We start from the raw sequence: 23,658 nt of genomic DNA, 5'->3' as shown, positions 1-23,658 counted from the left end.
CCCTATTTAGTTCAGTTGTGTTAAATATCCCTTATCTAAGGCATTCATTTGTCGCATAATCCAACGTTGTCTTTTTTGTACAAAAGCACTGGGTTTATTTGCCTTAAATAAGATTGGATTAGGTAAGACTGCCGCTAATAGGGCAGCTTCTTGTTGATTAAGTTGTTTTGCCGATTTTTTGAAATAGGCTTGGCTTGCCGCTTCTACGCCAAAAATACCATAGCCAAATTCGGCAATGTTTAAATAGACTTCTAGAATCCGTTTTTTCGACCATAATTGTTCTAGCATTAAGGTAGTTGGCAATTCAATGGCTTTGCGTAGCCAACTTTGCCCGTGCCATAAATATAAATTTTTTACAGTCTGCTGTGAAATGGTTGAGCCACCTCGTACTTTTGTAGATTGTTTATTATATTTCAATGCGTTATTAATCGCGTTCCAATCAATGCCGTGATGTTGCGCAAATTTTTGATCTTCTGCCGCAATCACGGCCAACTGCATTTGCCACGAAATGTTATCCAAACTCACCCATTGATATTTAATAGGGTAACTTTCCCCATTTAAAAGATGGCTGACTTTCTGCTGTGCCATATAGGAAGAAAACGGCACAGGCACAATGCGAAACAATAAGGTAATCCCTAAAAAAGTAGCAAACACATAAAGCGAATAGCGCAATATCCTTTGTTTTATGTGTTGCAACCATTTTTTCTTATTATTCTTTCTGCCCATCAAGCTGTTCTTTTACCCATTGCATAAATTCAGGTGGCATTGTTTTGATCATATTTGATCCTCTTGTAATTGTTGCCGCGCTGGTGTTTAAGTTTTGTTGAATTTCTCGTTGTGAGCAACGTTTATCTAACAATTGTGCCACAATTTGTAATCGAAGTCCTACTGCATCACGTTCATCAGCCGTGAGTAACAGGGTGAGTAATTCTTGTTCTTTATTCTGTGCAAACGCGGTGCGTAAAATCTCAATAAATGCCTGCCATTGATCCATATTTTTGCTCACATACATAGCGTTCTCCTAGGATTAAAACGTTTCACTGTGCTATTAAACTACTTCACTAGTATAATCTATTCTGCTCTGCTTGGGGAAATTTTTCTGCCTTTTCACCTTGTAGTAACTGGTAATAATAATCGTACGCTAAGACATTCTGCACATAACCACGGGTTTCATAAAATGGAATGGTGGCGATAAATTCTGCCATTGTCATTTTTCCATTTGCACGAGCGAGCCACTCATCTACACGTTTTGCGCCAGCGTTATAAGCCGCTGCAATTAAAATGCGATTATTGCCATATTTCTCGGCAAGTTGGTTAAGGTGAGTTGTGCCAAGCATAATATTATCAATGGGATCAAATAGTTGGCTTTCTTTTTTATACGGTAGCTGAGCTTGCTCGGCGGTGAGTTTCGCTGTGCTGGGTAAGAGTTGCATTAACCCGCGCGCATTAGCTGAAGAGGTTACATTAGCACGCCACGCACTTTCCTGCCGCGCAATAGCCATTGCAAAAGTGCGGTGGATTTTTTGGGAATTTTGATGATTAATGAATAAATCAAACCAATTTTGATAAGCATTAGGTAAACGCAAGGCAATATAATCCCACGCTTTTGCTTGAATTGTGGCGTCTACTTGCAAATCAACCCATTGATTTTGTTCGGCATATTGTGCTAAGGCGAGCTTGCCAGCAAAATCTGTTTTATCTAATAATGCCCGCCATTCGCGCTGAATATTAACGTAATCATTTAGCTGCTGTAATTCCTTAATACGACTAAATTGCTGGGTGTAGCTTGATAAGTTTTGTTCATTTGACGAGAATGTTTTCATTACAGGTTGATAAGCAATACCCAATCGCTGTGCGGCAAGCATTGGATAAAAGCCACGTGCATTTTTCTGCATCTCTTGCCAAATCTGTATGGCTTGTGCGGTTTTTCCTTGCTGAAATAAGGCCTCACCTTGCCAATAACGCCATTCATCTTTCTGCTTGCCTTGTTCAGAAAGCAAATTCAACCAAGGTTGAATCGCTGTTTTTTCACGCAATGCAACACGGATACGACGCTCGGTTTGTTTATCTTCTTTTAATGCTTGTACGGTTTCATCTCGCCATTGCTGAATGGCGGGATTTTCGATATCAAAAAGCTGACTAAGTAAAATGGATTGCCAGTATTGTCTTTGTTCTGGGGATAAATTAAAACGCGTTGCCCATTGCTCTAATTGGGCAAAAGGTGCGCTGGCATTCAGCTGATTTTCCGTAATGCTTTTAATAAAACGAGGCATTAATGCAAGTAGAATTTGTTTATTTTCATCATTAACGGGCAAATTTTCCACATAAAATGCGTTAGACGAAGAAAGCAATAAGCGCGGTGATTTCAACAAGCTAGCTAAATTTTCAAGCCAAATTTTTAATTCAGCATTTTGCGTAAATGCTGCCAATTCGTTTATTAAAACACGATTTGTTTTTTCTACGGCTAATAAGGCGCGCTGTTTGAGCAAATCGTCATTAATAATGCCCTGTTGATAGGCTTGCATAAAAAGCGTTTGACATTGGCTGGGCGAGTTGTTTCCTGTGAGCCATAAATTTTTTATCCTTGTTGCAAGTGCGGTGTTTTTTTGTGCAGTTTTTTCAGGTGTAGTCAGTGCTTCTGTTTGTGTTGAAGGCATTTTTTCTTGTGCGGTTAGCACAATGCAAGATGACTTGCTCTCTTTGGGCAGCATTGCGGTATTAGATAAAATCGCCTGCCAATTTTGTGCATCGTATTGCTGTTGCAACCAATAATGAGGCAAATTGTTCAACGGAAAATCAGGATGTTTTTTCGTAAAATCAAGAATTTCATCAAACGATAAGTCCGCTTTCTTCGCGATTAAAAACTGATATTCTGCATAAGGTAAGAGTGGGTAATCTTGCAATTGAGCCAATAATGCCTTTGCAATGTCTAATGTCGTTTCGCTTTGTGAAAGGGCTAAATATTGTTGAAGTTTACGATAGATTTCTCGTTCAGCTGCCCGTATCTGTTGGTTTAATAACAGGGTTTTTGCGAGATCTCTATCTTCATCGTGTGCATTGCCTTGATTTATCTTTTGTGCATCAGGGGTTTCTTGTGCTTTTGGCTGCGTGTGTTGTGCGACTGAATGTTCTGAAAGGGGAGATTGCTCATCATTCCCCCATACAAAAAGAGAAAGTGAAGATAAACTTAAGGCTAGTAAAGTTTGAGTAAATTTCATAGCATTCCTTGAATAGAATCAAAATTGGGTAAAAAAACACCGCACTTGAGTTTTGCGATGATTCCTCTTTTCATCAGCACATTTATAAATAAAAGCCCGAATAAATCGGGCTTAAAATCTTGCTTAATGTTAGACTGTACTTGGCTAAAAAAGTGCGGTGACATTTTTAACGTTTTTTACGGCAATTCGTCAATATCGTCTTTATTCACTTTTTGAATAATCATATGTTCGCGTCTTAAGCCGAGATCATAAGCGATACTGATAGCAATATAAATGGTTGAGTAAGTCCCAAAACCAATACCGATTAAGAGCGCTAATGAGAAACTATGGATCGTAGGGCCGCCAAATACAAACAAGGCAATCACCACAAACAGGGTTGTGATAGAGGTCATTAGGGTTCTTGATAAGGTTTGAGTGAGTGATATATCAATAATCTCTACCGTATCAATACGGCGAATTTTACGGAAATTTTCACGCACACGGTCAAATACCACGATACTATCGTTCAGTGAATATCCCACCACCGATAAAATGGCTGCCACAAAGGTCAGATCCATTTCAATTTGGAAATAAGAAAAGATCCCAAGTGTTACAATCACATCGTGTGCAAGGGCGACGATTCCCCCTGCTGCTAAACGCCATTCAAAGCGAAACGCAATATAGGCAAGCAACATTAATAAGGTGATCAAGGTGGCATAAATTGCGCCTTGGGTGAGTTCTTCGCCGACATTTGGGCCAACAAATTCCACGCTACGAATTTGGATATCATTATCCAATTTGCTTAGCATTTCTTTAATTTGTGTCCCAATATCTGCACCACCAGCAGAAGCGGAAAGACGGATCATCACATCACGCACGCCCCCCGTGGTTTGTACTAATGGGCTGTCGATACCATTTTCTTTTAACGTTGCACGGATTTTTTCTAAATCAGCAGGTTGGGAAAAATGCGTATCCACAACCGTACCGCCAGTAAAATCCAGCCCCCAGTTAAAGCCTTTGGTGACAATGCTTGTAATACAAAGTGCGGTAATAATTAATGAGAAAACATAGCCTACAAGGCGGTATCGCATAAATGGGATAAGCTTGAATGGTAAGATGACCCCTTTATATTCATTCACTTTTTTATCTTTTGCAAATAAGCTCATTATTGCCACCTTAAATAGATAATTTCTCAACGCGTTTGCCGCCGTAAAGTAAATTTACCAGCATTCGAGTTCCTGTAATCGCAGTAAACATTGAGATCGCAACCCCTAAGGAAAGGGTGATTGCAAAGCCTTTAATTGGCCCAGTTCCCACCGCATAAAGCACGATAGATGTTAAAATTGTGGTTAAGTTAGCATCAAAAATACTGCTAAATGCGCCGCTGTAGCCTTCATTGATTGCCTGTTGAACGCTACGTCCGTTACGTATTTCTTCTTTTATTCGCTCAAAAATCAATACGTTAGCATCCACAGACATTCCTACAGAAAGAATGATCCCTGCAATTCCCGGCATTGTGAGCGTTGCGCCGGGAATTAAAGACATTAAACCAACGAGTAAGACCATATTGGCAAGCAGTGCCATACTTGCAAATAAACCGAAAACTTTATAGTAAATCAGCATAAACACGACAGTAATGGCTAAGCCCCAAAGCCCCGCTTGTAAGCCTTGTTCCACATTTTGTGCGCCAAGTGATGGCCCGACGGTACGCTCTTCTACAATTTGGATCGGGGCAGTTAATGCGCCAGAACGTAATAACACGGAAAGATTGAGCGCTTCATTTGGGCTATCAATGCCCGTAATTTGGAATTGGCTACCAAAACGCCCTTGGATTGTTGCCACATTAATCACTTCTTCGTGTTTAGTGAGAACGGTTTTGCCATTTTCATCTTTTTTACCGCTGTCTTTATATTCTACATATAAAGTTGCCATTGGTTTTTTCAGATTCATTTTGGTGGTTTGCGACATAATATCGCCACCCTCACTATCTAAGGTAACGCTGACTTGTGGGGTTGCGGAATTTTGATCAACGCCTGATGACGCATTGACAATATGCTCACCACCTAATACTGCACGTTTGTATAGCACCACTGGGCGACCATTACGATCAAATTTCACTTCAGAATCTGAAGGCACCATTCCACGCATCGCCGCATCAAGGTTGGCATTTTGATTGACTAAACGGAATTCTAAGGTTGCGGTGGCACCTAAAATTTCTTTTGCGCGTGCCGTATCTTGAACGCCGGGTAATTCCACTACGATACGCTCTGCGCCCTGGCGTTGAATGACGGGTTCAGAAACACCCAATTCTTCCACACGGCGACGTAAAATACTCAAATTTTGCTCAATCGCGTGATCGCGTGCTTCATTTAATGCCGCATCGGATAAGGTTAAAGAAAGCGTATTGATTGAAATTTCACGAATATCTAAATTGGGGTGTGCTTGACGCAATAAACGTTGAACCGCTGAAAGTTGATCAGGGTTTTTCAGGGTAACCACAGTGCTATGATTTTCTCCTGCATGAATACTGGTATATGGATATTTTGCTTTACGTAATTCAGCTAATAAACTGTCTTGCAACTGCTCTTGACGTTTCGCTAACGCTGTATTCATATCCACTTCCATTAAAAAGCGTACACCACCACGCAAATCTAAGCCCCATTTCATTGGTGAACCACCAATATCTGAAAGCCATTTTGGCGTCGCTGGGGCAAGATTCAGTGCCACAGAATAACCATTGCCTAATTTTTCGCTAATTTTATCTTTGGCAAGAAGTTGGTCATCGGTGTTATTAAAACGAGCAAGAATTGAACCGTTTTCTAATTTAATGGATTTTGTGGTGAGATGATTTTCGCGAAGAAGAGCTTGCACATTGCTAAGGGTTGTTGTATTGGCTTCTTGTCCACGAGTTCCTGAAATTTGAACGGCAGGATCTTCACCGTAAAGATTTGGAAGAGAGTATAAAACACCAATGGCGACCACGAGGGTCACCATTATATTCTTCCATAAAGGGTAACGATTTAACATAGATTTTGTTCCCTTGCGGAAAGTTAAAATAAATTAAAGGCTTTTTAATGAACCTTTTGGTAAGACAGCAACGATAAAATCACGTTTGATGGTAATCTCAGTTGTGTCGTTTAATGCGATAACGACATAATCACTTTCAGCACCAATTTTGGTGATTTTACCAATAATACCGCCAGAAGTGAGGACTTCCGTGCCTTTTGCTAACTCAGCCATTAATTGTTTATGTGCTTTATTACGTTTTGCTTGCGGGCGATAAATCATAAAATAGAAAATCAAGCCGAACAGAACGAAAATAAATAACATTGACATTGGGCTACCTTGTTGAGCTTCCATCTTTAATCCTTTTGTTAGTTAATGAAAAATATAGGGCGTTAAAATAGCATAAAATCCCTGTATTGACAAAGCGCTTTTACAAAAGTGCAGTGATTTATGGCAAGGTTTTTGCACAAAAAATTTGAGCCAAAAGCACCGCACTTTATTTTTGTAGAATGTATAAAACCTACCAAAATGTAGGTTTTATTTTCATCGTTAAGTGAAGTGGTATTCCTCTTTGACACGTCAACGATGTAATAGGATACACGCTAATTTTTTCGGCGTTCAGCCATCACTTTTCCCATTGCCGTTAATTCTTCTTGCGGGATATGGCTTTTACCGAGTTCAAATAACGGTTCTTCAATGGCAATATGATTGTCATAACCCGAAATAAATTGGGTGATGAGCTGTTCGGGAATTTGTGTAATTTCGCCTTTTAGCAAGGCGTCTAATTGCACAGACAAGCTTGCCCAGTTTTGATGCAAGGTTTCGTGTTGGCTTGCTAAGCGTGCCACATCTGCTTTGGCTTGCGGGCAGTATTTTAATAGCGCAGGGAAAAAATCCTTTTCCTCATCATCGTGATGTAGCGGGGCTGCAACATTGAAGTAATTCAAAATTTGCTGTACATCTTTTTGCACCGCTTGAATGTTGCCATTTTCCTCCAAATAACTAGGCAAAATATTCAGCTGACGGCAGAACATTTTCACTTTGCCGTGGCAGGCGTAAAGCATTTCAATCGGCTCATCCCAGCTAGCAAATTGTTGTGGTTGGAGGTTAAGCATTTTATTCACCCTGTGCGTCATTCGGTTGTGAATTTTGTTGTGCCTCACTTTGCAATGGCGGAACAGGCTTACCAATGCGAGCATAGAAATCTTGTACAAATTGTTCAAATTCATTTTTATCAATCGCTTCACGGATTTGTGCCATTAAGCGTTGATAATAACGTAAATTGTGAATGGTGTTTAATCTTGCCCCTAAAATTTCACCGCACTTATCTAAATGGTAAAGATAGGCTTTGGTGTAATTTTTGCAGGTGTAGCAATCACATTCTGGATCAAGTGGGCTGGTGTCATCGCGGTATTTGGCATTACGAATTTTCACAATACCGTCGGTAACGAATAAATGCCCGTTACGCGCATTACGTGTTGGCATTACGCAATCAAACATATCAATACCACGACGAACGCCTTCTACTAAATCTTCCGGTTTCCCAACACCCATTAAATAACGGGGTTTATCCGCAGGAAGTTGTGGGCAAACATATTCTAAAATACGGTGCATATCTTCTTTTGGCTCACCAACCGCAAGCCCACCCACGGCATAACCATCAAAACCAATATTGACCAAGCCTTCTACGGACACTTTACGCAATTCTTCGTAAACGCCCCCTTGCACAATGCCGAATAAGGCATTTTTATTACCGAGTTCATCAAAGCGATCACGGCTGCGTTTTGCCCAACGAAGCGACATTTCCATTGATTTTTTAGCATAATCAAAGGTGGCTGGGTAAGGGGTACATTCATCAAAGATCATCACGATGTCTGAGCCTAGATCGTATTGAATTTCCATTGATTTTTCAGGAGAAAGGAAAATACGTTCACCATTAATTGGATTTTGGAATTTCACCCCTTCTTCAGTAATTTTGCGTAATTTGCCTAGACTGAATACTTGGAAGCCACCACTATCCGTTAAGATAGGGCGATGCCAGTTCATAAAATCGTGTAAATCGCCGTGTTTACGCATAATATCTTGCCCCGGACGTAGCCAAAGGTGAAAGGTGTTGCCGAGTAAAATTTCTGCCCCTGTGGCGCGCACTTCTTCGGGCGTCATTCCTTTTACTGTGCCGTAAGTGCCGACAGGCATAAAGGCAGGAGTTTGTACATCAAATTCCCCTTGTGGGCGTTGAAACGTCATGGTACCACGGCGTGCCGTGCCATCGGTTTTGTGAAGTTTAAATTTCATTGTCATTATGTTTCCTTTTCGAATAAACAGTTCGAGGGTGATTAAATGGGGTTTAGAAAATTAATCTAACCCCGTTACATTTGGGTTTTTGCTAATAAACATTGCATCACCATAGCTGAAAAAACGATAGCCATTTTGCACCGCACTTTCATAGGCTTGCATGGTATGAGTGTATCCAGCAAAGGCTGAAACCAGCATAATCAGCGTACTTTCAGGCAAATGGAAATTGGTGATTAAGGCATCCACTATAAGGAATTTTTTGCCCGGATAAAGAAAGATTGAGGTATCCGAAAAATACGGCGCAAGCAGTTGTTCGTGCTGATTTTCTTGGCTAAACAATGCGGCACTTTCAATAGAGCGTACAGAGGTTGTCCCCACCGCAATCACACGCTTGCCATTCGCTTTGGTGGCTAAAATGGCATCCACCGTTTCCTGCGGCACTTCTACATATTCTGCGTGCATTCTGTGGTCTTCAATATTTTCTACCCGTACAGGTTGGAATGTCCCTGCACCAACGTGCAAGGTAACAAAGGCAAAATTTACCCCTTTCGCTTTTAATTTTTCCAATAGATCATTATCAAAATGCAAACCCGCAGTGGGCGCAGCCACTGCGCCCGGTACTTTGTTGTACACAGTTTGATAGCGTTCTTTATCGGCATCTTCATCAGGGCGATCAATATAAGGCGGCAGTGGCATATGTCCAATTTGTTGCAACACGTCTAAAAGTGCGGTATTTTTTTCAGCTATTTCTAGTTCAAATAAACTCTCGTGACGGGCTTTCATTATTGCTTTAATGCACTTACCTTCGCCTAATTTATCTTCGCCGAGAAACAGTTCTGCACCTTCTTTGGGGGCTTTAGAAGAACGAATATGTGCCAGAAAGCGATCTTCCGACAAAATGCGTTCTACCAATACTTCAATTTTCCCCCCACTGGCTTTACGCCCATACATTCGAGCGGGGATCACGCGAGTATTATTAAAAATTAATAAATCCCCTTCGTTGATCAAATCCAGCACATCAGCAAAAGTGCGGTGAGAAATTTCACCATTTTCACCGTTTAATGTTAATAAACGACTGGCAGTGCGTTCGGCTTTTGGATAACGGGCGATTAATTCATCAGGTAAATCAAAATAAAAATCTGAAACACGCATAATTTTTCATCATATTATTAAAGATTAAAACAGGGCGTAGTCTATTGGGATTTTGTAGATTGCACAAGGAAAATCTGTGAAAGAGGGGATTTATTGAAAGGTGAAGGGCTGGGGGATCCAGCCCTTTCATTCGTTATCGTTGGCGGTTGTAGCTTTTTTCCGCTTCATCAAATTTTTCTGCCACATCTTTAGCGACCGGGGAGAAAATTGACGAAGTAAGGGTAACGAAAGAGCAAGCTAAAAAGCCGGGAATAATTTCATATAAGTTGGCGATGTCTTGCCAGTTTAAGGCGTGCATCAGTGGTTTCCACGCCACAACAGTGACCGCGCCTGCTAACATTCCCCATAATGCCGCGTTGGAGGTGATGTTGCGATTAAAGAGGGAAAGGATCACTAATGGACCAAATGATGCACCAAAGCCGGCCCACGCGTAGGAAACTAAGCCCATCACTTTTGAATGGGGATCTTGTGCGATGACAATGGCGATAAGGGCAATGAGTAATACCATAACGCGGCCAATCCAAACTAACTCGGTACTTGACGCATTTTGGCGTAAGAAACCGTGATAGAAATCTTCGGTAATAGCGGCGGAACACATTAAAAATTGTGCCGATAGGGTACTCATAATGGCAGCGAGAATGGCGGATAGCACAATGCCCACGATCCAAGGGTTAAAAATGGCTTTGGAGATCTCAATGAAGACAGATTCGGCGGAATCTAAAACGATACCTTTGACTTCAAAATAAGCTAAGCCAAAATAGCCCACTGCACAAGCACCACCTAAGCATAGGATCATCCACGTGATCCCGATTGTACGCGCTTTATCAAGGGCTTTTACGGAATTGGCTGCCATAAAACGGGCTAAAATATGGGGTTGTCCGAAGTAACCTAATCCCCAAGAAAGGGCGGAAATCACACCAATGCCTGAAACATTATAAAGCCAATTAGAATAAGGAATGCCCGTTTGTTGTGATTTTGCGGCTAAGGCAAGGGTGATTTCTTCCCAGCTAATGTTGAGTAACACAATCACAGGGGCGAGTAATAGGGCGAAAATCATCAGTGAAGCTTGAATGGTATCGCTCCAAGAGATCGCTAAATAACCGCCAATAAAGGTATAGGCGATGGTTGCCACCGCACCAAATATCAATGCGGTGGTGTAATCAATACCTAATAAACTTTGGAACAATTTTGCTCCTGCCACGACACCTGAAGCACAGTAGATGGTGAAGAAAAACAAAATTACCGAAGAAGAAAGAATTTTGAGTGATTTGGCTCGTTTAGGAAATCGCATTGCAAAATATTCAGGTAAGGTCAGTGCATTACCGTAATGCTCTGTGAATACCCGCAAACGTCCTGCTACAATGCGGTAGTTCAGATAAGCGCCGACAGTTAACCCGACAGCAATCCACGCTTCCGACAAGCCTGTAAGGAAAATTGCACCGGGTAAGCCAAGTAGCAACCAACCAGACATATCTGAGGCACCAGCCGACATTGCGGTAACAAAGCTCCCCATTTTACGTCCACCTAAAATGTAATCGTTAAAATTTTTGGTGGAAATATAGGCGTAAATTCCAATCCCTAAAATAATAACGAGATACAATCCAAAAGCTGTGTAGATTTGATAATTCTGCATACTTTCTCCCTATAAAATTATTGTTCTTCAATTGCCATTAGAGTAGCGTTGCCCCCTGCGGCAGAAATATTCTCACTGCGTGAAAATTCGTTATATAGCAAGGTCAGATCCTGATTGACTGTCCAATCATATAAACAGAAAATCGCAGGATTATGTTGTGCAAACCGCTGACGTGTTTGAGTATCAATCGGGGATACGAACACGGCTTTTTGCAAATGCTGTCCTTCTTTTAGGATATGTAGATGAGGTAATTGATAGCTCAACAGTGGATTATCTTTTTCTACAACAACATTAAATCCTGCTTGTTGTAACCGCTGATAAGCCGCAGTTAAACGAGCGTGGTTTTGACCGAGTAATAAAACAGAGGTGGTTTTATAATCAATGCTATTTAATTCCCCTGTAATACTAGGCAATACATTGTTTTTTGCAAGTACTGATGAATAATATTGTGATGTTTTGGTTAAACGTTGAACATAAAGTTCTCCACCAGCTTTTGGGCCTGTTCCAGATAAACCGTGTCCCCCAAAAGGTTGAACGCCGACCACTGCACCCACAATATTACGGTTAATGTAGAAATTACCACAGGCTAAATGCTGTTGTACAAATTCAATATTTTGGGTAATACGGCTATGACAACCTCCTGTTAAAGCATAGCCTTTTGCATTGATTTTTTGTAAATAATCACCTAATTCTGTTTTTTTATAACGAACAAAGTGAAGAATTGGTCCGAATACTTCTCGATTAATTTGCGCTAAATGATCTATTTCATAAATAGCAGGCGCAACGAAATGCCCGAAAGTGGGTGATGATAACTCAAAATAACGGCGAGAAAATGACCGCACTTGAGTTTGATAATTGACCAAATTTGCTTTCGCTTCTTCGTCTATAACAGGGCCAATATCCGTATTAAGTTGCTCTGGATTGCCGATAACCAATTCTTTCATTGCCTCAGTAAGCATTTGATATAAGCGATCAGCAATGTCTTCTTGCACCAATAAAATGCGTAAAGCTGAGCAGCGCTGTCCAGCAGAATCAAAGGCAGAGCTTAATACATCAGTAATGACTTGTTCCAATAAGGCAGAAGAATCTACCACCATGGTGTTTAAACCGCCTGTTTCAGCAATTAGCACAGGGTGATCCTGCCGTTGTATAAGTTGTTTATTGATCAAATGTGCCACTTCTGTTGAACCGGTGAACATCACGGCATTAAATGGTTGAGCCACCAATGCCGCCCCTAAATCGCCAGCACCTAAGGTTAGTTGTAAGGTTTCTTTTGGCACGCCAGCTTGATGTAATAATTTCACGGCATAATAAGCAATCAGTGAAGTTTGTTCCGCAGGTTTGGCAATCACATTATTGCCAGCTGCCAAGGCCGCAGCAATTTGCCCAGTAAAAATGGCAAGCGGGAAATTCCAAGGGGAAATACATAGTACATTGCCGAGCGGTGGGGCAAGAGCATTTTTGCTATCTAACAAACGGATTTGTTCTGCATAATAGCGTAAGAAATCCACTGCTTCTCTCAGTTCACCAATGGCATTTGGTAACGTTTTTCCTGCTTCTTCAATGGCAAGGCGCAGTAACAAGCCGGTATTTTCTTGATAAAAATCCGCCGCTCTTTCTAAAATTGTTGCGCGTTCTTCCACGCTTTTTTCTTGCCAAATGTGAGATTGCATCGCCGTAAAAACGGCTGGCACATCATTTGGCGACATAAATGTGGACGTTGGCAACATTTGTGCGGTATCCGCCGGTTTTCTGCCTTGATAGTGTTGCGCGGCTTGCACGGGGACGGCGCAAAGTGATTGCACATCGGTATATTCTGCTTGATTTAATTGCTCTTGTAGCGAGCGAAGTTGAATTTCATCGCTTAAATTAAAGCCTTGTGAATTACGGCGATGCGGGAAAAGATCCGCAGGTAATTTAATCGCTTTATTTGGTTCACCATTAAAACGGGCAAATTTTTTCCAAGGGGCTTCAATTAATTCATTTACGGAAATCTGGTTATCTACTAGTTGATGAACAAAAGAAGAGTTCGCACCATTTTCAAGTAATCGTCGTACAAGGTAGGCTAATAGGGTTTCATAGGTTCCCACTGGGGCATACACACGAACACGGCGGTTAAATTGATGCTCACCGACAACGTTATCGTAAAGCGTTTCCCCCATTCCGTGCAGACATTGAAACTCAAATTCTTTACCTTGACCTAATTCAGCAATAGTGGCTAAGGTTTGGATATTATGAGTGGCAAATTGGGGATAAATGACATCTTGCGCATCTAATAATTTTTTTGCACAGCTAATATAAGAGATGTCCGTATGCACTTTACGCGTATAAACAGGGAAATCTTGCACACCTTCTGTTTGCGCCCATTTGATTTCGCTATCCCAATAGGCACCTTTTACCAAGCGTATCATCATTTTGCGTTGGAAACGGCGGTTTAATGCAATGATATAATCTAAGACATAAGGACAACGTTTAGAATATGCTTGTACGACAAATCCTATGCCGTTAAACCCTTCAAGATCAGGATCTTGCAATAATTTTTCGAGCAGATCTAACGAAATTTCAAGGCGTGCCATTTCTTCCGCATCAATATTCAAACCGATATTGTATTGTTTTGCCAGAACAAAAAGCTGTTTTAAACGCGGATAGATTTCATTCATCAAACGATCTTGTTGCGAACGAGAATAACGCGGGTGAATTGCTGATAATTTTACCGATACGCCATTTGCGTCATATACGCTACGCCCTGCAGCCTGTTTACCCACAGCGTGAATGGCATCCACATAATCTTGTAAGTATTTATCTGCATCTTCCATAGTCATTGCTGCTTCACCAAGCATATCAAAAGAAAAACAATAGCCCATTTTTTCTCTTGTACTAATATTTTTCAGGGCTTTTTCTATCGTTTCGCCGGTAACAAATTGTTCACCTAAAATGCCCATCGCTTTTTCAATGGCTTTTTTCATTATGGGGGCAGAAAGGCGGGAGAAACTTTTCATCAAAGCAGAAGAAAGTGCTGTTTCATCTAAATTAGCACTGATTTTATTGCCAAGCATCAAACCTAAGCTCGCTGCATTGGTAAAGAGCGAGCCTGATTTTTTTAAATGAGATTGCCAGTTACCAAGTTGAAGTTTATCGTTGATTAACTCATAACGCGTTTGCCCATCGGGGATGCGTAAGAGGGCTTCTGCTAAGCACATCAAGGCAATCCCTTCATCACAACCTAAGGAAAATTCGTGCATTAATGCATCAACGCCATAATGTTTTTGCTTTTTACTACGGATTTTGCTGATTAATTCTCGGGCGAGTTTTTCAATGGATGATTCTTGTTGTGGTGTGAAATCTAAGGTTTGGACTAGTTGGCTTACTGCAGACTGTTCTGTACAGCTATAATGCGCACTGATTATTTTACGAAGTTCGGGTTCTACACTGGGTAGAGGAGAGTAGTGATAGCTCATAAGATGCTCCATATAAAATTTGGCTTTATTTGTTAATGGAATGTTAAAGATTGTAATGAAATTTTAAAAAGAAGGAATATGAAATGTTGAAAAATGTGATAGAGGTCAAAAAATAGTCTTTAAAGTTGGAGGCTTATTCGTAGAAAAAGATGACAAAATGAAAGTGCGGTGATTTTTTGTGGCATTTTTATGGAGATAAGGTGAAAAAAAAGCCCTTTCTAGGAAAGGGCTGAAAATATTTGGAGTCATACTTTTTAGGGTATGCAGAGGATTATACGGATAAAAATGTTATTTGCAACATTTTATTAACAAATTTGTAATAAAATTTTAAAATTTAAGTCGAGCTAAGAAAAAGGCGAGCTAATTTGCTCGCCAATGGAAGTGATTATTTGCTCTCAGCGTGAGGGTTACGCGTGTTGGTGTTCACCAAATTTCGCATTAGTAAGGCATAATTCAAATCCAAATCCTCTGGTACATCGAGGAAAACAAAATGCCCATCGCCTAAGGCGGCTTCGACTTCTTCACCTTTGCGATTAAGCATACGATTAATTTTGAATACGATATTGCCTTTTGGGGTCATTAATTCAACCTCATCACCAAGTAAGAATTTATTTTTTACTGCCACTTCGGCCAAACCGTCTTTACGTACACCGGTGAATTCACCAACAAATTGCTGACGCTCAGAAATGCTATAACCATAATCATAATTTTGGTATTCATCGTGCGTATGGCGGCGTAAAAAGCCTTCTGTATAACCGCGATGAGCAAGGCTTTCAAGCGTATCCATTAAGCTTTCATCAAAAGGTTTGCCCGCAGCCGCATCATCAATGGCTTTACGGTAAACCTGAGCTGTTCTCGCACAATAATAGAAAGACTTCGTACGCCCTTCAATTTTTAACGAATGCACACCAATTTGAGTGAGTTTTTCAACGTGTTGCACGGCGCGTAAGTCTTTGGAATTCATAATATAGGTACCGTGTTCATCTTCAAAGGCAGACATTTTTTCTTCTGGTCGTTGGCTTTCGGCAAGTAAGAAGACTTTATCTGTGGTTTGCCCTTCGCCTAAGGTTGGGGCAACATTTTTAATGGGAATTTCATTACCAACAATATTACCCACTTCATCTTCTTTGCCTTCTTCCACCGAATATTCCCAACGGCACGCATTGGTACAAGTGCCTTGATTTGGATCACGCTTATTAATATAACCTGAAAGCAGACAACGCCCAGAATACGCCATACACAACGCACCGTGTACGAAAATTTCAATTTCCATATCTGGCACTTGTTGGCGGATTTCGGCGATTTCATCAATGGAAAGTTCACGCGATAAAATCACACGAGTTAAGCCCATTTGTTTCCAGAATTTGACCGTTGCCCAGTTCACGGCATTGGCTTGCACAGAAAGATGAATGTCAATATCAGGAAAATGTTCACGCACAAGCATAATCAAACCGGGGTCAGACATAATTAAGGCATCTGGCTTCATTTCCACCACAGGCTGAAGATCTTTAATAAAGGTTTTTAATTTGGAATTGTGTGGGGCAATATTAACCACTACATAGAATTTCTTACCTAAAGCGTGTGCCTCATCAATCCCAATTTTTAAATTGGCGTGGTTAAATTCATTGTTGCGAACACGCAAGCTATAGCGTGGTTGTCCTGCATAAACAGCATCTGCACCATAAGCAAAAGCATAGCGCATATTTTTTAATGAACCTGCCGGGGAAAGCAGTTCGGGTTTGAATGTGGTTGTCATAAATTTCTCTTTGTGTCTGATTACAAGTCAGGCATTCACTCAAGGCAAATGCGTAAAGGCGGTTATTGTAGGGGGATTTTGTGATTTGTAAAGTCAAGTGCGGTGGAAAATTTATCAATTTTTTCACCGCACTTACAGAGGAGATTATTGTTGTTCTGGCGTTAAGGTTTCTTCTAGGATTGGCGGTAATATTTCATCATTCAGCCAAGTTTTATCTCCCTCTTTTTTAATTTGAATGGTGTAATTATCACCGTTTTCTTTTAAATAAGGGTTAAGTTCTCCTTCAGGATAGAGCCAATCATTAATTAATGACCAAGAAATAGATTGTTTATCTTTCAATAAATTAGCTTTAAATAACTTATTCACGATAGAAAAATAAAGATCAAACTCTGTTTTCTGCCATTTTTCTAATAATAAGGTTGAGGTGGTTTTATCTTGTTGCTCTTCTAAAATGCCAGATTTTAGATTGAGTTTTCCTTCAAAAGGGGTAAGTGAGGTGGAAGGATAAGTATCTATTTCTCCACTTAATGTTGCGTTTTCAATATTAATAGCAATATTTTTAATTGGTTGATAAACGAGTAAGTCCGTATCCTCATCGGCATTAAGATATTTATCACAGGCAGCTTGATAAATAAGATTGCTACAAATATTAAGCGGAATCAGTGTTCCAACATTTGTTACGCTAAATGGAAGGCTAAATTTTCCATTTTTTAATTGAAATTGCTCTTTTTTATTAATGTAGCTTCCTAGTGTGAGTTCAATATTTTCATTATCTTGTTTTTCTTCAGATATAGCACCGCTTGCTCCGATCGTTATTTCTTTAAGTTCGATATTATCATCTAAAGTAAATTCATCTATTTTAAATAACGCTTGTTGTGATTGGTTGTAATCTTGTGCTAAGGTGTTTAAGGCAGGAATAAAGGTACTTTTCTCTTTTTCTACTTGCTTAGCGTCTTGTTTCGTTTCTGGTGATTTGGCTTTGGAAAAGAGTTGAATAGTTGATTTTAACAATGCTAGCTGCGTGGCAAGATTTACATTTTTATTGTTACCCTCAAATTGTATTCCTTTGATTTGAAAATGTTCATTTTCACCTTTGTTTTGACAAGATTTTAATGCAAGCGCATAGTTACTTTGTGTTTGAGATAAGTCAGAAAAATTCCCTTTTAAGAAAGATGAGAAATTATCAAAAGAAACGCTCTGATCTTTTTCTTTATGTGCAAAGGTTAAGTTTTCAAAATTAAAACTGAGTTCACTTTCTTTATTTTGAAAGAGTAAATCTAAAGCTTGGTCGATAATTTCTACTGTATTGAGTTCATTTTTATTGTTGAGTAAATGCAATAATTTTACATAGCTAAGTTGATTGGGAATCTCTTTTTGTGAAGCATTAAGCGCAACATTTTTGAATTGAATCGTAGAATGTTTAGGGTTTTTATCTGTAATAGTCAGCTCATCAGCATTTATTTTAGCGCTTAAGTTGTAATTACTACCAGCATCAGATTTATCTAAATTAAAATCTAATTTTTTTAATTTGATATTTGTGTTATCCCCATTTAATAAATAGACATCCCCATCTTTAAGCTTAATGGAAATATTTTCAATATCATATTGATTATCATCAATAGGAATAAGTGTTGCTTCAGCAATAAGATCGTGAATCTTTGAATTAGCATCATAATTAAAGCCAGACAAATGACTTTGCACGTCCATTAGATGGCTTTTAGGTTCAAAATTCAGATCAATAACAAGTGTTTGTGATTTATTGGCAAGATCGCGAAATTGTGTATAAATATTTGATTGGAAATAATCACCAATCACGGAAAATTTACTTGTGATATTATTTTTATCAATAGTAACTTTAAAATTTTTATTTAATTCTTTTACAAAGCTTGGGACAAGGGCTGAATCTGCAAACACAGCAAAAGGCAGTGCGGTAAGTTTTGTTTGAATCATTTCACTCGATGTGTTGGTACTATCACCAGAGAGTTTGAAAATAAGTTCGCGACTGAAGAAATTTTTCTTTTTTTCAACCACGTCTAATTGAAATTTATTTTGCAATGAATAAGGGAATTTTTGCAGAATGTAATCAATTTTATGATTGGTGTAAATTTGTGCGCCTAAAGCTAACGTGGCAGCAATTAAGGATAATGAACCAACAATTTTTACTTTTTTATTCATAGACTTTCCTAACTTTAGGGATTGATTTTCCAAAAGTATAGCCGATTTATCGGCGAGCGATAAGAGCTTTGCTATGAATTTGTTTCATAAAATAATGAAATTTTTAAAATTGACACTACAGTGCTTTCCCATTATCTTATAGCCGTAAAGCAGTCTAAACGTATAAAAATGAAAAGGAAGAATGTATGAGCTATGCAAAAGAAATTGATACATTAAACAACCATTTATCAGGCATTAACGGCAACATCAACGTATCATTTGAATTTTTTCCGCCAAAAAATGAGAATATGGAAAAAATTTTATGGGATTCCATTCATCGTTTGAAAGTCTTAAAACCTAAGTTTGTTTCGGTAACTTATGGGGCAAATTCAGGCGAACGTGATCGTACTCATAGTGTCGTGAAGCATATTAAACAAGAAACGGGCTTAGAAGCCGCACCGCATCTCACTGGAATTGATGCCACCCCAGAAGAATTGAAACAAATTGCCCAAGATTATTGGGATAACGGCATTCGTCGTATTGTCGCATTACGCGGTGATGAACCGGCAGGATACGATAAAAAACCTTTTTATGCTTCTGATTTAGTGGAATTATTACGTTCTGTAGCAGATTTTGATATTTCTGTGGCAGCCTATCCTGAAGTGCATCCTGAAGCAAAATCTGCACAAGCGGATTTAATCAATTTAAAACGTAAAATTGATGCGGGAGCGAACCACGTTATTACCCAATTTTTCTTTGATATTGACAGCTATTTACGTTTCCGTGATCGCTGTGCTTCTATCGGGATTGATGCCGAAATTGTTCCCGGAATCTTGCCAGTAACGAATTTTAAACAGCTACAAAAAATGGCAGCGATCACCAATGTGAAAATACCGGCTTGGTTGGCTAAAATGTATGAGGGATTAGATAATGATCCTACAACAAGAAATTTAGTGGCAGCCAGTGTAGCTATTGATATGGTACGCGTATTATCTCGAGAAGGCGTGAAAGATTTCCATTTCTATACCCTTAACCGCAGTGAACTTACTTACGCTATCTGTCATACCCTTGGTGTGCGTCCAGAGTAAACGTATTAAGCAGAAATGGGGAAAACCTCATTTTTGCTTTTTTATGGCTTAAATTGTCAAACTAACTGCAACACTTTATCAAAATAAACTTCATAAGGTGTTTTCCAGTTTAAACATTTGCGTGGTCGGTGATTTAATTTATCGACCACGGTTTGTATTTGTGCTTCTGAAAAGAGCGTAATGTCTCGACCTTTCGGAAAATATTCCCTCAGTAAACCGTTCGTGTTTTCATTTGTTCCTCTTTGCCAAGGTTGGTGAGGCAATGGAAAGTAAAATTCAACCTGAAGTCGTTCCGTTACCTGCTGATGTTTTGCAAACTCCTTCTCTCTATCTGGGATAATGCTCTCTAAAGGCTGATTTTGCAAGGGTTCAGCCATTACCTTGGCAACGCTTTCTGCTCGCTTTGCGGGCAATTTTCTGACGAGGGAAAAACGGCTTTTTCTATCAGTCAAGGTCAATAAACAGGCTTTGCCTGTTACGCGCAACACCGTATCCGCTTCCCAATCGTCTAAACGGCTTCGCGCCTCGGCTTCGCTTGGTCGTTCGGTTAAATGATGACTAATAGGGATTTTCCCGCGTTTTTCCACATAGTCATTGGTATGCCGCCTTTTCCCGCTATGACGGAGTTTCCGAATCGCCCCTCTTGCCCCGTGCGATAACCCTTTCCCATCAAACCACCCTGTATAAATCCCTCGGTAAATACTGGCAAAGCTAATAGAAAATGTGCTTTGTTCGTATTTCAAACGAGCGGCAATTTGCTCTGGCGACCAATTCTCTTGTAAGAACTTTTGCTTAACAAAATCAAACAATTTCGGGTCGGCTCTTTCGCTTGGGTTTACATTCTACCCGTTGTTGATAGTGTTCTTGAGCCGATAATGCCGTATATTCCCCCTGACAGCGCTTCAATTCTTGTGAAATGGTCGATTTATGTCGCTGTAATCGCTGAGCAATCTGGGTTATTGTTTTGCTTAATGCGTGAAAGACCATTATCTTTTCGCGTTTACAAAGGGTAAGATGTTTGTAGGTGTTCATAAGTTCTCATTAGTAATTTTGTTGGGCTAAACAAATTATCGTCGATTTCCTTATGAACATTTTTTTATTTGCTGCAGTTCGATTTTAAATTCAAGACCAAAAAATGCCTACCACATTTTAAATTTAAGCCAACCACATTCCCCGTCCAAACCGCCCGAATGGCGATAAAATTTTGGGGGCTGTATTAGATTAGCCCTAAATTCCACACCAAAGTCGCAGTGTTTTTAGCTGTTCTTTTGGTGTCCCAAAGTTAAACCGAAATTCGCATTCTTTCAAGAATAACGGAAAAGATTTCTTGTCAATTTCGTTATATTTTCTTAGTACTCGTTTAGCCTGATTCCAGAAATTTTCAATCTCATTAATGTGATTTTTTGTTTCTGCGAAATGAGTTGAATGATTAATTCTGACGTGCTTAAATTCGCTTATATCTAGCACATCGTAGCTGTTATAGTAATCGGTATAAACAACGCTATCAGGCATAATTTTCCTTTTAATTACAGGGGGTAAGGTGTTAGTTTTAGTCTTTTCAACAATAACTGTATAGGCTTTTCCTTCTCGTTTCAGCATACCAAAAACTGCTGTTTTACCCTTAGCACCTCGTCCCCTTTTTCCTTTTCTTTTTCCACCAAAATAGCTTTCATCAAGCTCAATTTCACCAGCAAAAATTTCGTTGGCATCTTGGGCTAAATGGTCGCTAATCGCCTCCCTGATTTTGCGATAAAAGAGGGCGGCTGAATTAGGGTTAATTTCCAGTAAATTTGCTGCTGAACGAGCTGTCACTTCAAGTACAAAAAATTCTAGCAGTTTTTTCGGTATAGATTTCTTGAGTTTACAATGAGTTATCTTCATTTTTATAGACTAATATAACTGTTAATCTAATAGAGCCCCTAAATCATTATCTTAAGCATAACTAACATTTATTGCTGACTTGTCAGCATTTAGCCAAAATACCCCATAGAGGAGCATTAATTTTATTATCTAATTTAAAGTTTGATTGGCAAAATTTCTTTTGCATAACAATGAAAGTTATGCTTTAATTTTTGAATAAAATTTCACTATATGTGATTAAATATTTATTTGGTAGTAATTATGGAAGGTCAATATGCCAATGATGTTTAAAAAATCAGTACTTGCTGTAATGTTAGGGACTTTAGCTGCTGGTCAGCTTTATGCTGCCGAAGTGCCAGAAGGAACGCTTTTAGCGGAAAAACAAGAATTAGTATGGAATGTGGGGGCTAATCCAGCAACTTTAGATCCACAAAAAATAGAGGGCGTTGTTGAAACAAATTATGCTCAGCAATTATTTGAAACTTTAGTTATTTCTGATGAAAAAGGAAGGATAAAACCCGGTGCGGCAATTTCTTGGGAACATAGCAATGATTTTAAAACGTGGACCTTTCATTTACGTCCAAATGCAAAATGGTCTAATGGTGATCCTGTTGTTGCAGGGGATTTTGTGTATGCTTGGCAGCGTTTAGCTGATCCAAATACCGCTGCACCTTATGCAACCTTTTTAGAATTTGTGCAATTAAAAAATGCAGCTCAAGTTGTATCAGGTAAGCTACCTGTAAGCGAATTGGGCGTTGAAGCAAAAGATGAGCATACTTTAGTCCTTCATTTGATAGAACCTGTTCCCTATGTTGATAAATTAGTTGAGTATATCGTACTTGCACCAGTAAATAAAAAAGTGATAGAGCAGTTTGGCAGTGAATGGACTAAACCGGGTAATTTAGTTGGAAACGGGGCATTTATTTTAAAATCAGCTGTGGTGAATGAAAAAACGGAATTAGAACGTAATCCATATTATTGGGATAATAAACATACGCGATTAGACAGGGTAACTTTATTACCTATTGTGTCTTCTTCAACTGATGTGGCTCGTTATCGTGCTGGTGATGAAGATGTGACTCATGGTGAAATGCCAATTGAATCTTATATAAAAATTAAAAATGATTTGCCTGATGAACTTTATCATACGCCATTACTTTGTACTTATATGTATGAAGTCAATATGCAAAAATCACCATTTAATGATGTTAAGGTACGTAAGGCATTATCTTTGGCGTTAGAACGTAGCCTCTTAACGGATAAAGTATTACAACAAGGGCAGAATGTTACTTATAGCTTTACTCCAACGTTTATTAATGGAGGGGAAAAGATTACAAAACCAGAATGGGCTAATTGGTCACAAACACAGCGTAATCAAGAGGCAATGAAATTATTAAAAGAAGCTGGATTTGATAGCAACCATCCTCTGAATTTTAAGTTGTTGTACAACACTTCAGATAACTACAAAAAATTAGCCAGTGCAACACAAGCCATTTGGAAGAAAAATTTACAAGGTATCGTAAATGTTACCTTAGAGAATCAGGAGTGGAAAACTTATCTCGATTCTTTACATCAAGGTGATTTTGAGGTTGCGCGAGTTAGATGGTGTGCAGATTATAATGAAGCGACGACGTTTCTGAATTACTATCTATCCAATAGCACAAATAATATCTCTTCTTATAAAAGTGCAGAATATGATAGATTGGTTTCTTCATCATTTAATGAGCCTATGGAAGAAAAAAGAGCAGAAATTTATGCGCAGGCAGAAAAAGTGTTAGAAAAAGATACCGCACTTATTCCTGTATATAATTATGTGTCTCCTCGTCTGATCAAACCTTGGGTAAAAGGTTTTGCGGTACAACATCCGGGGCAAAATTATTATCTAAAAGATGTTTATATTATTAAACATTAAGCGGTAGCTCAGAACCTATTACAGTAGCATTTTAAACTAATACAGCGAGACATTGTCTCGTTGTATTGTTTACATTATTTTCAGCATACGTTTTTTTGAAGCATTAAACCTACATCACTTTAGATAATACACATTTTTTTCGTTATT

The 23,658-nt window shown here is 39.2% G+C and carries 16 protein-coding genes and 1 pseudogene; 2 read left to right on the top strand and 15 right to left on the bottom strand.

Annotated features, from left to right (window positions below; translation table 11 throughout):
• Nucleotides 1-6 precede the first annotated feature (6 nt).
• The 13 genes from mtgA to L4F91_RS06330 all read right to left on the bottom strand — a co-directional run bounded on the left by mtgA (nt 7) and on the right by L4F91_RS06330 (nt 18,672).
• Nucleotides 7-726 carry a monofunctional biosynthetic peptidoglycan transglycosylase gene (gene mtgA, locus L4F91_RS06390; RefSeq protein WP_395895465.1) on the bottom strand — a complete coding sequence of 240 codons (720 nt, stop codon included), beginning with the start codon at nt 724-726 and terminating at the stop codon, nt 7-9.
• On the bottom strand, nt 710-1,012 hold the full coding sequence (trpR, locus tag L4F91_RS06385; RefSeq protein WP_103852641.1) for a trp operon repressor: 303 nt from the start codon (nt 1,010-1,012) through the stop codon (nt 710-712). The genes mtgA and trpR overlap by 17 nt, the downstream gene beginning before the upstream one ends.
• Before the next feature lie 49 nt (nt 1,013-1,061).
• Nucleotides 1,062-3,218, bottom strand: coding sequence for a transglycosylase SLT domain-containing protein (locus L4F91_RS06380; protein WP_395895462.1), 2,157 nt, complete (start codon nt 3,216-3,218; stop codon nt 1,062-1,064).
• Nucleotides 3,219-3,394: 176 nt separating this feature from the next.
• Nucleotides 3,395-4,363, bottom strand: a complete 969-nt coding sequence (secF, locus tag L4F91_RS06375) for a protein translocase subunit SecF (RefSeq protein ID WP_250350017.1) — start codon at nt 4,361-4,363, stop codon at nt 3,395-3,397.
• A gap of 10 nt (nt 4,364-4,373) precedes the next feature.
• Nucleotides 4,374-6,224 (bottom strand): protein translocase subunit SecD, encoded by a 1,851-nt coding sequence (gene secD / locus L4F91_RS06370; RefSeq protein WP_395895460.1) that lies wholly within the window; start codon nt 6,222-6,224, stop codon nt 4,374-4,376.
• 33 nt (nt 6,225-6,257) lie between these two features.
• Nucleotides 6,258-6,557: a preprotein translocase subunit YajC gene (yajC, locus tag L4F91_RS06365; protein ID WP_250350019.1), complete on the bottom strand. Its 300-nt coding sequence runs from the start codon at nt 6,555-6,557 to the stop codon at nt 6,258-6,260.
• A gap of 248 nt (nt 6,558-6,805) precedes the next feature.
• Nucleotides 6,806-7,318 carry a hemerythrin domain-containing protein gene (locus L4F91_RS06360; RefSeq protein WP_395895458.1) on the bottom strand — a complete coding sequence of 171 codons (513 nt, stop codon included), beginning with the start codon at nt 7,316-7,318 and terminating at the stop codon, nt 6,806-6,808.
• Between the two features lies 1 nt (nt 7,319).
• The gene (gene tgt / locus L4F91_RS06355) at nt 7,320-8,498 is read right to left on the bottom strand and encodes a tRNA guanosine(34) transglycosylase Tgt (protein ID WP_265763032.1); all 1,179 of its coding nucleotides are present in this window, start codon (nt 8,496-8,498) and stop codon (nt 7,320-7,322) included.
• Nucleotides 8,499-8,558: 60 nt separating this feature from the next.
• Entirely contained in the window at nt 8,559-9,650 is a 1,092-nt protein-coding gene (gene queA, locus L4F91_RS06350; RefSeq protein WP_395895456.1) for a tRNA preQ1(34) S-adenosylmethionine ribosyltransferase-isomerase QueA, read from the bottom strand.
• Nucleotides 9,651-9,783: 133 nt separating this feature from the next.
• Nucleotides 9,784-11,283 (bottom strand): sodium/proline symporter PutP, encoded by a 1,500-nt coding sequence (putP, locus tag L4F91_RS06345; protein ID WP_395895454.1) that lies wholly within the window; start codon nt 11,281-11,283, stop codon nt 9,784-9,786.
• A 17-nt stretch (nt 11,284-11,300) separates the two neighbouring features.
• Nucleotides 11,301-14,741 carry a bifunctional proline dehydrogenase/L-glutamate gamma-semialdehyde dehydrogenase PutA gene (putA, locus tag L4F91_RS06340; protein ID WP_395895452.1) on the bottom strand — a complete coding sequence of 1,147 codons (3,441 nt, stop codon included), beginning with the start codon at nt 14,739-14,741 and terminating at the stop codon, nt 11,301-11,303.
• Nucleotides 14,742-15,126: 385 nt separating this feature from the next.
• On the bottom strand, nt 15,127-16,497 hold the full coding sequence (gene yegQ / locus L4F91_RS06335; protein WP_395895450.1) for a tRNA 5-hydroxyuridine modification protein YegQ: 1,371 nt from the start codon (nt 16,495-16,497) through the stop codon (nt 15,127-15,129).
• A 144-nt stretch (nt 16,498-16,641) separates the two neighbouring features.
• Nucleotides 16,642-18,672 carry a hypothetical protein gene (locus L4F91_RS06330; RefSeq protein WP_395895448.1) on the bottom strand — a complete coding sequence of 677 codons (2,031 nt, stop codon included), beginning with the start codon at nt 18,670-18,672 and terminating at the stop codon, nt 16,642-16,644.
• Between the two features lie 185 nt (nt 18,673-18,857).
• Here L4F91_RS06330 and metF point away from each other — a divergent pair, with 185 nt between their 5' ends.
• On the top strand, nt 18,858-19,739 hold the full coding sequence (metF, locus tag L4F91_RS06325) for a methylenetetrahydrofolate reductase (protein WP_250363204.1): 882 nt from the start codon (nt 18,858-18,860) through the stop codon (nt 19,737-19,739).
• Nucleotides 19,740-19,795: 56 nt separating this feature from the next.
• Here the strand turns inward: metF and L4F91_RS06320 are convergent.
• Together L4F91_RS06320 and L4F91_RS06315 are read right to left on the bottom strand one after the other, a co-directional pair.
• Nucleotides 19,796-20,771: pseudogene (locus tag L4F91_RS06320) on the bottom strand (IS30 family transposase).
• Nucleotides 20,772-20,966: 195 nt separating this feature from the next.
• Nucleotides 20,967-21,620 (bottom strand): IS1595 family transposase, encoded by a 654-nt coding sequence (locus L4F91_RS06315; protein WP_395895445.1) that lies wholly within the window; start codon nt 21,618-21,620, stop codon nt 20,967-20,969.
• 253 nt (nt 21,621-21,873) lie between these two features.
• Between L4F91_RS06315 and L4F91_RS06310 the strand changes: the two genes are divergently transcribed.
• A complete protein-coding gene (locus tag L4F91_RS06310; RefSeq protein WP_395895443.1) occupies nt 21,874-23,511 on the top strand; it encodes an ABC transporter substrate-binding protein in 1,638 nt (545 codons plus the stop codon).
• Nucleotides 23,512-23,658: the final 147 nt, after the last annotated feature.

Origin of the sequence: Avibacterium sp. 20-126 (assembly GCF_044358625.1) — a bacterium.
Classification (GTDB): domain Bacteria; phylum Pseudomonadota; class Gammaproteobacteria; order Enterobacterales; family Pasteurellaceae; genus Avibacterium.
The sequence above is the reverse complement of the archived record's forward strand: the minus strand, read 5'-3'. Positions and strand labels throughout refer to the sequence as shown.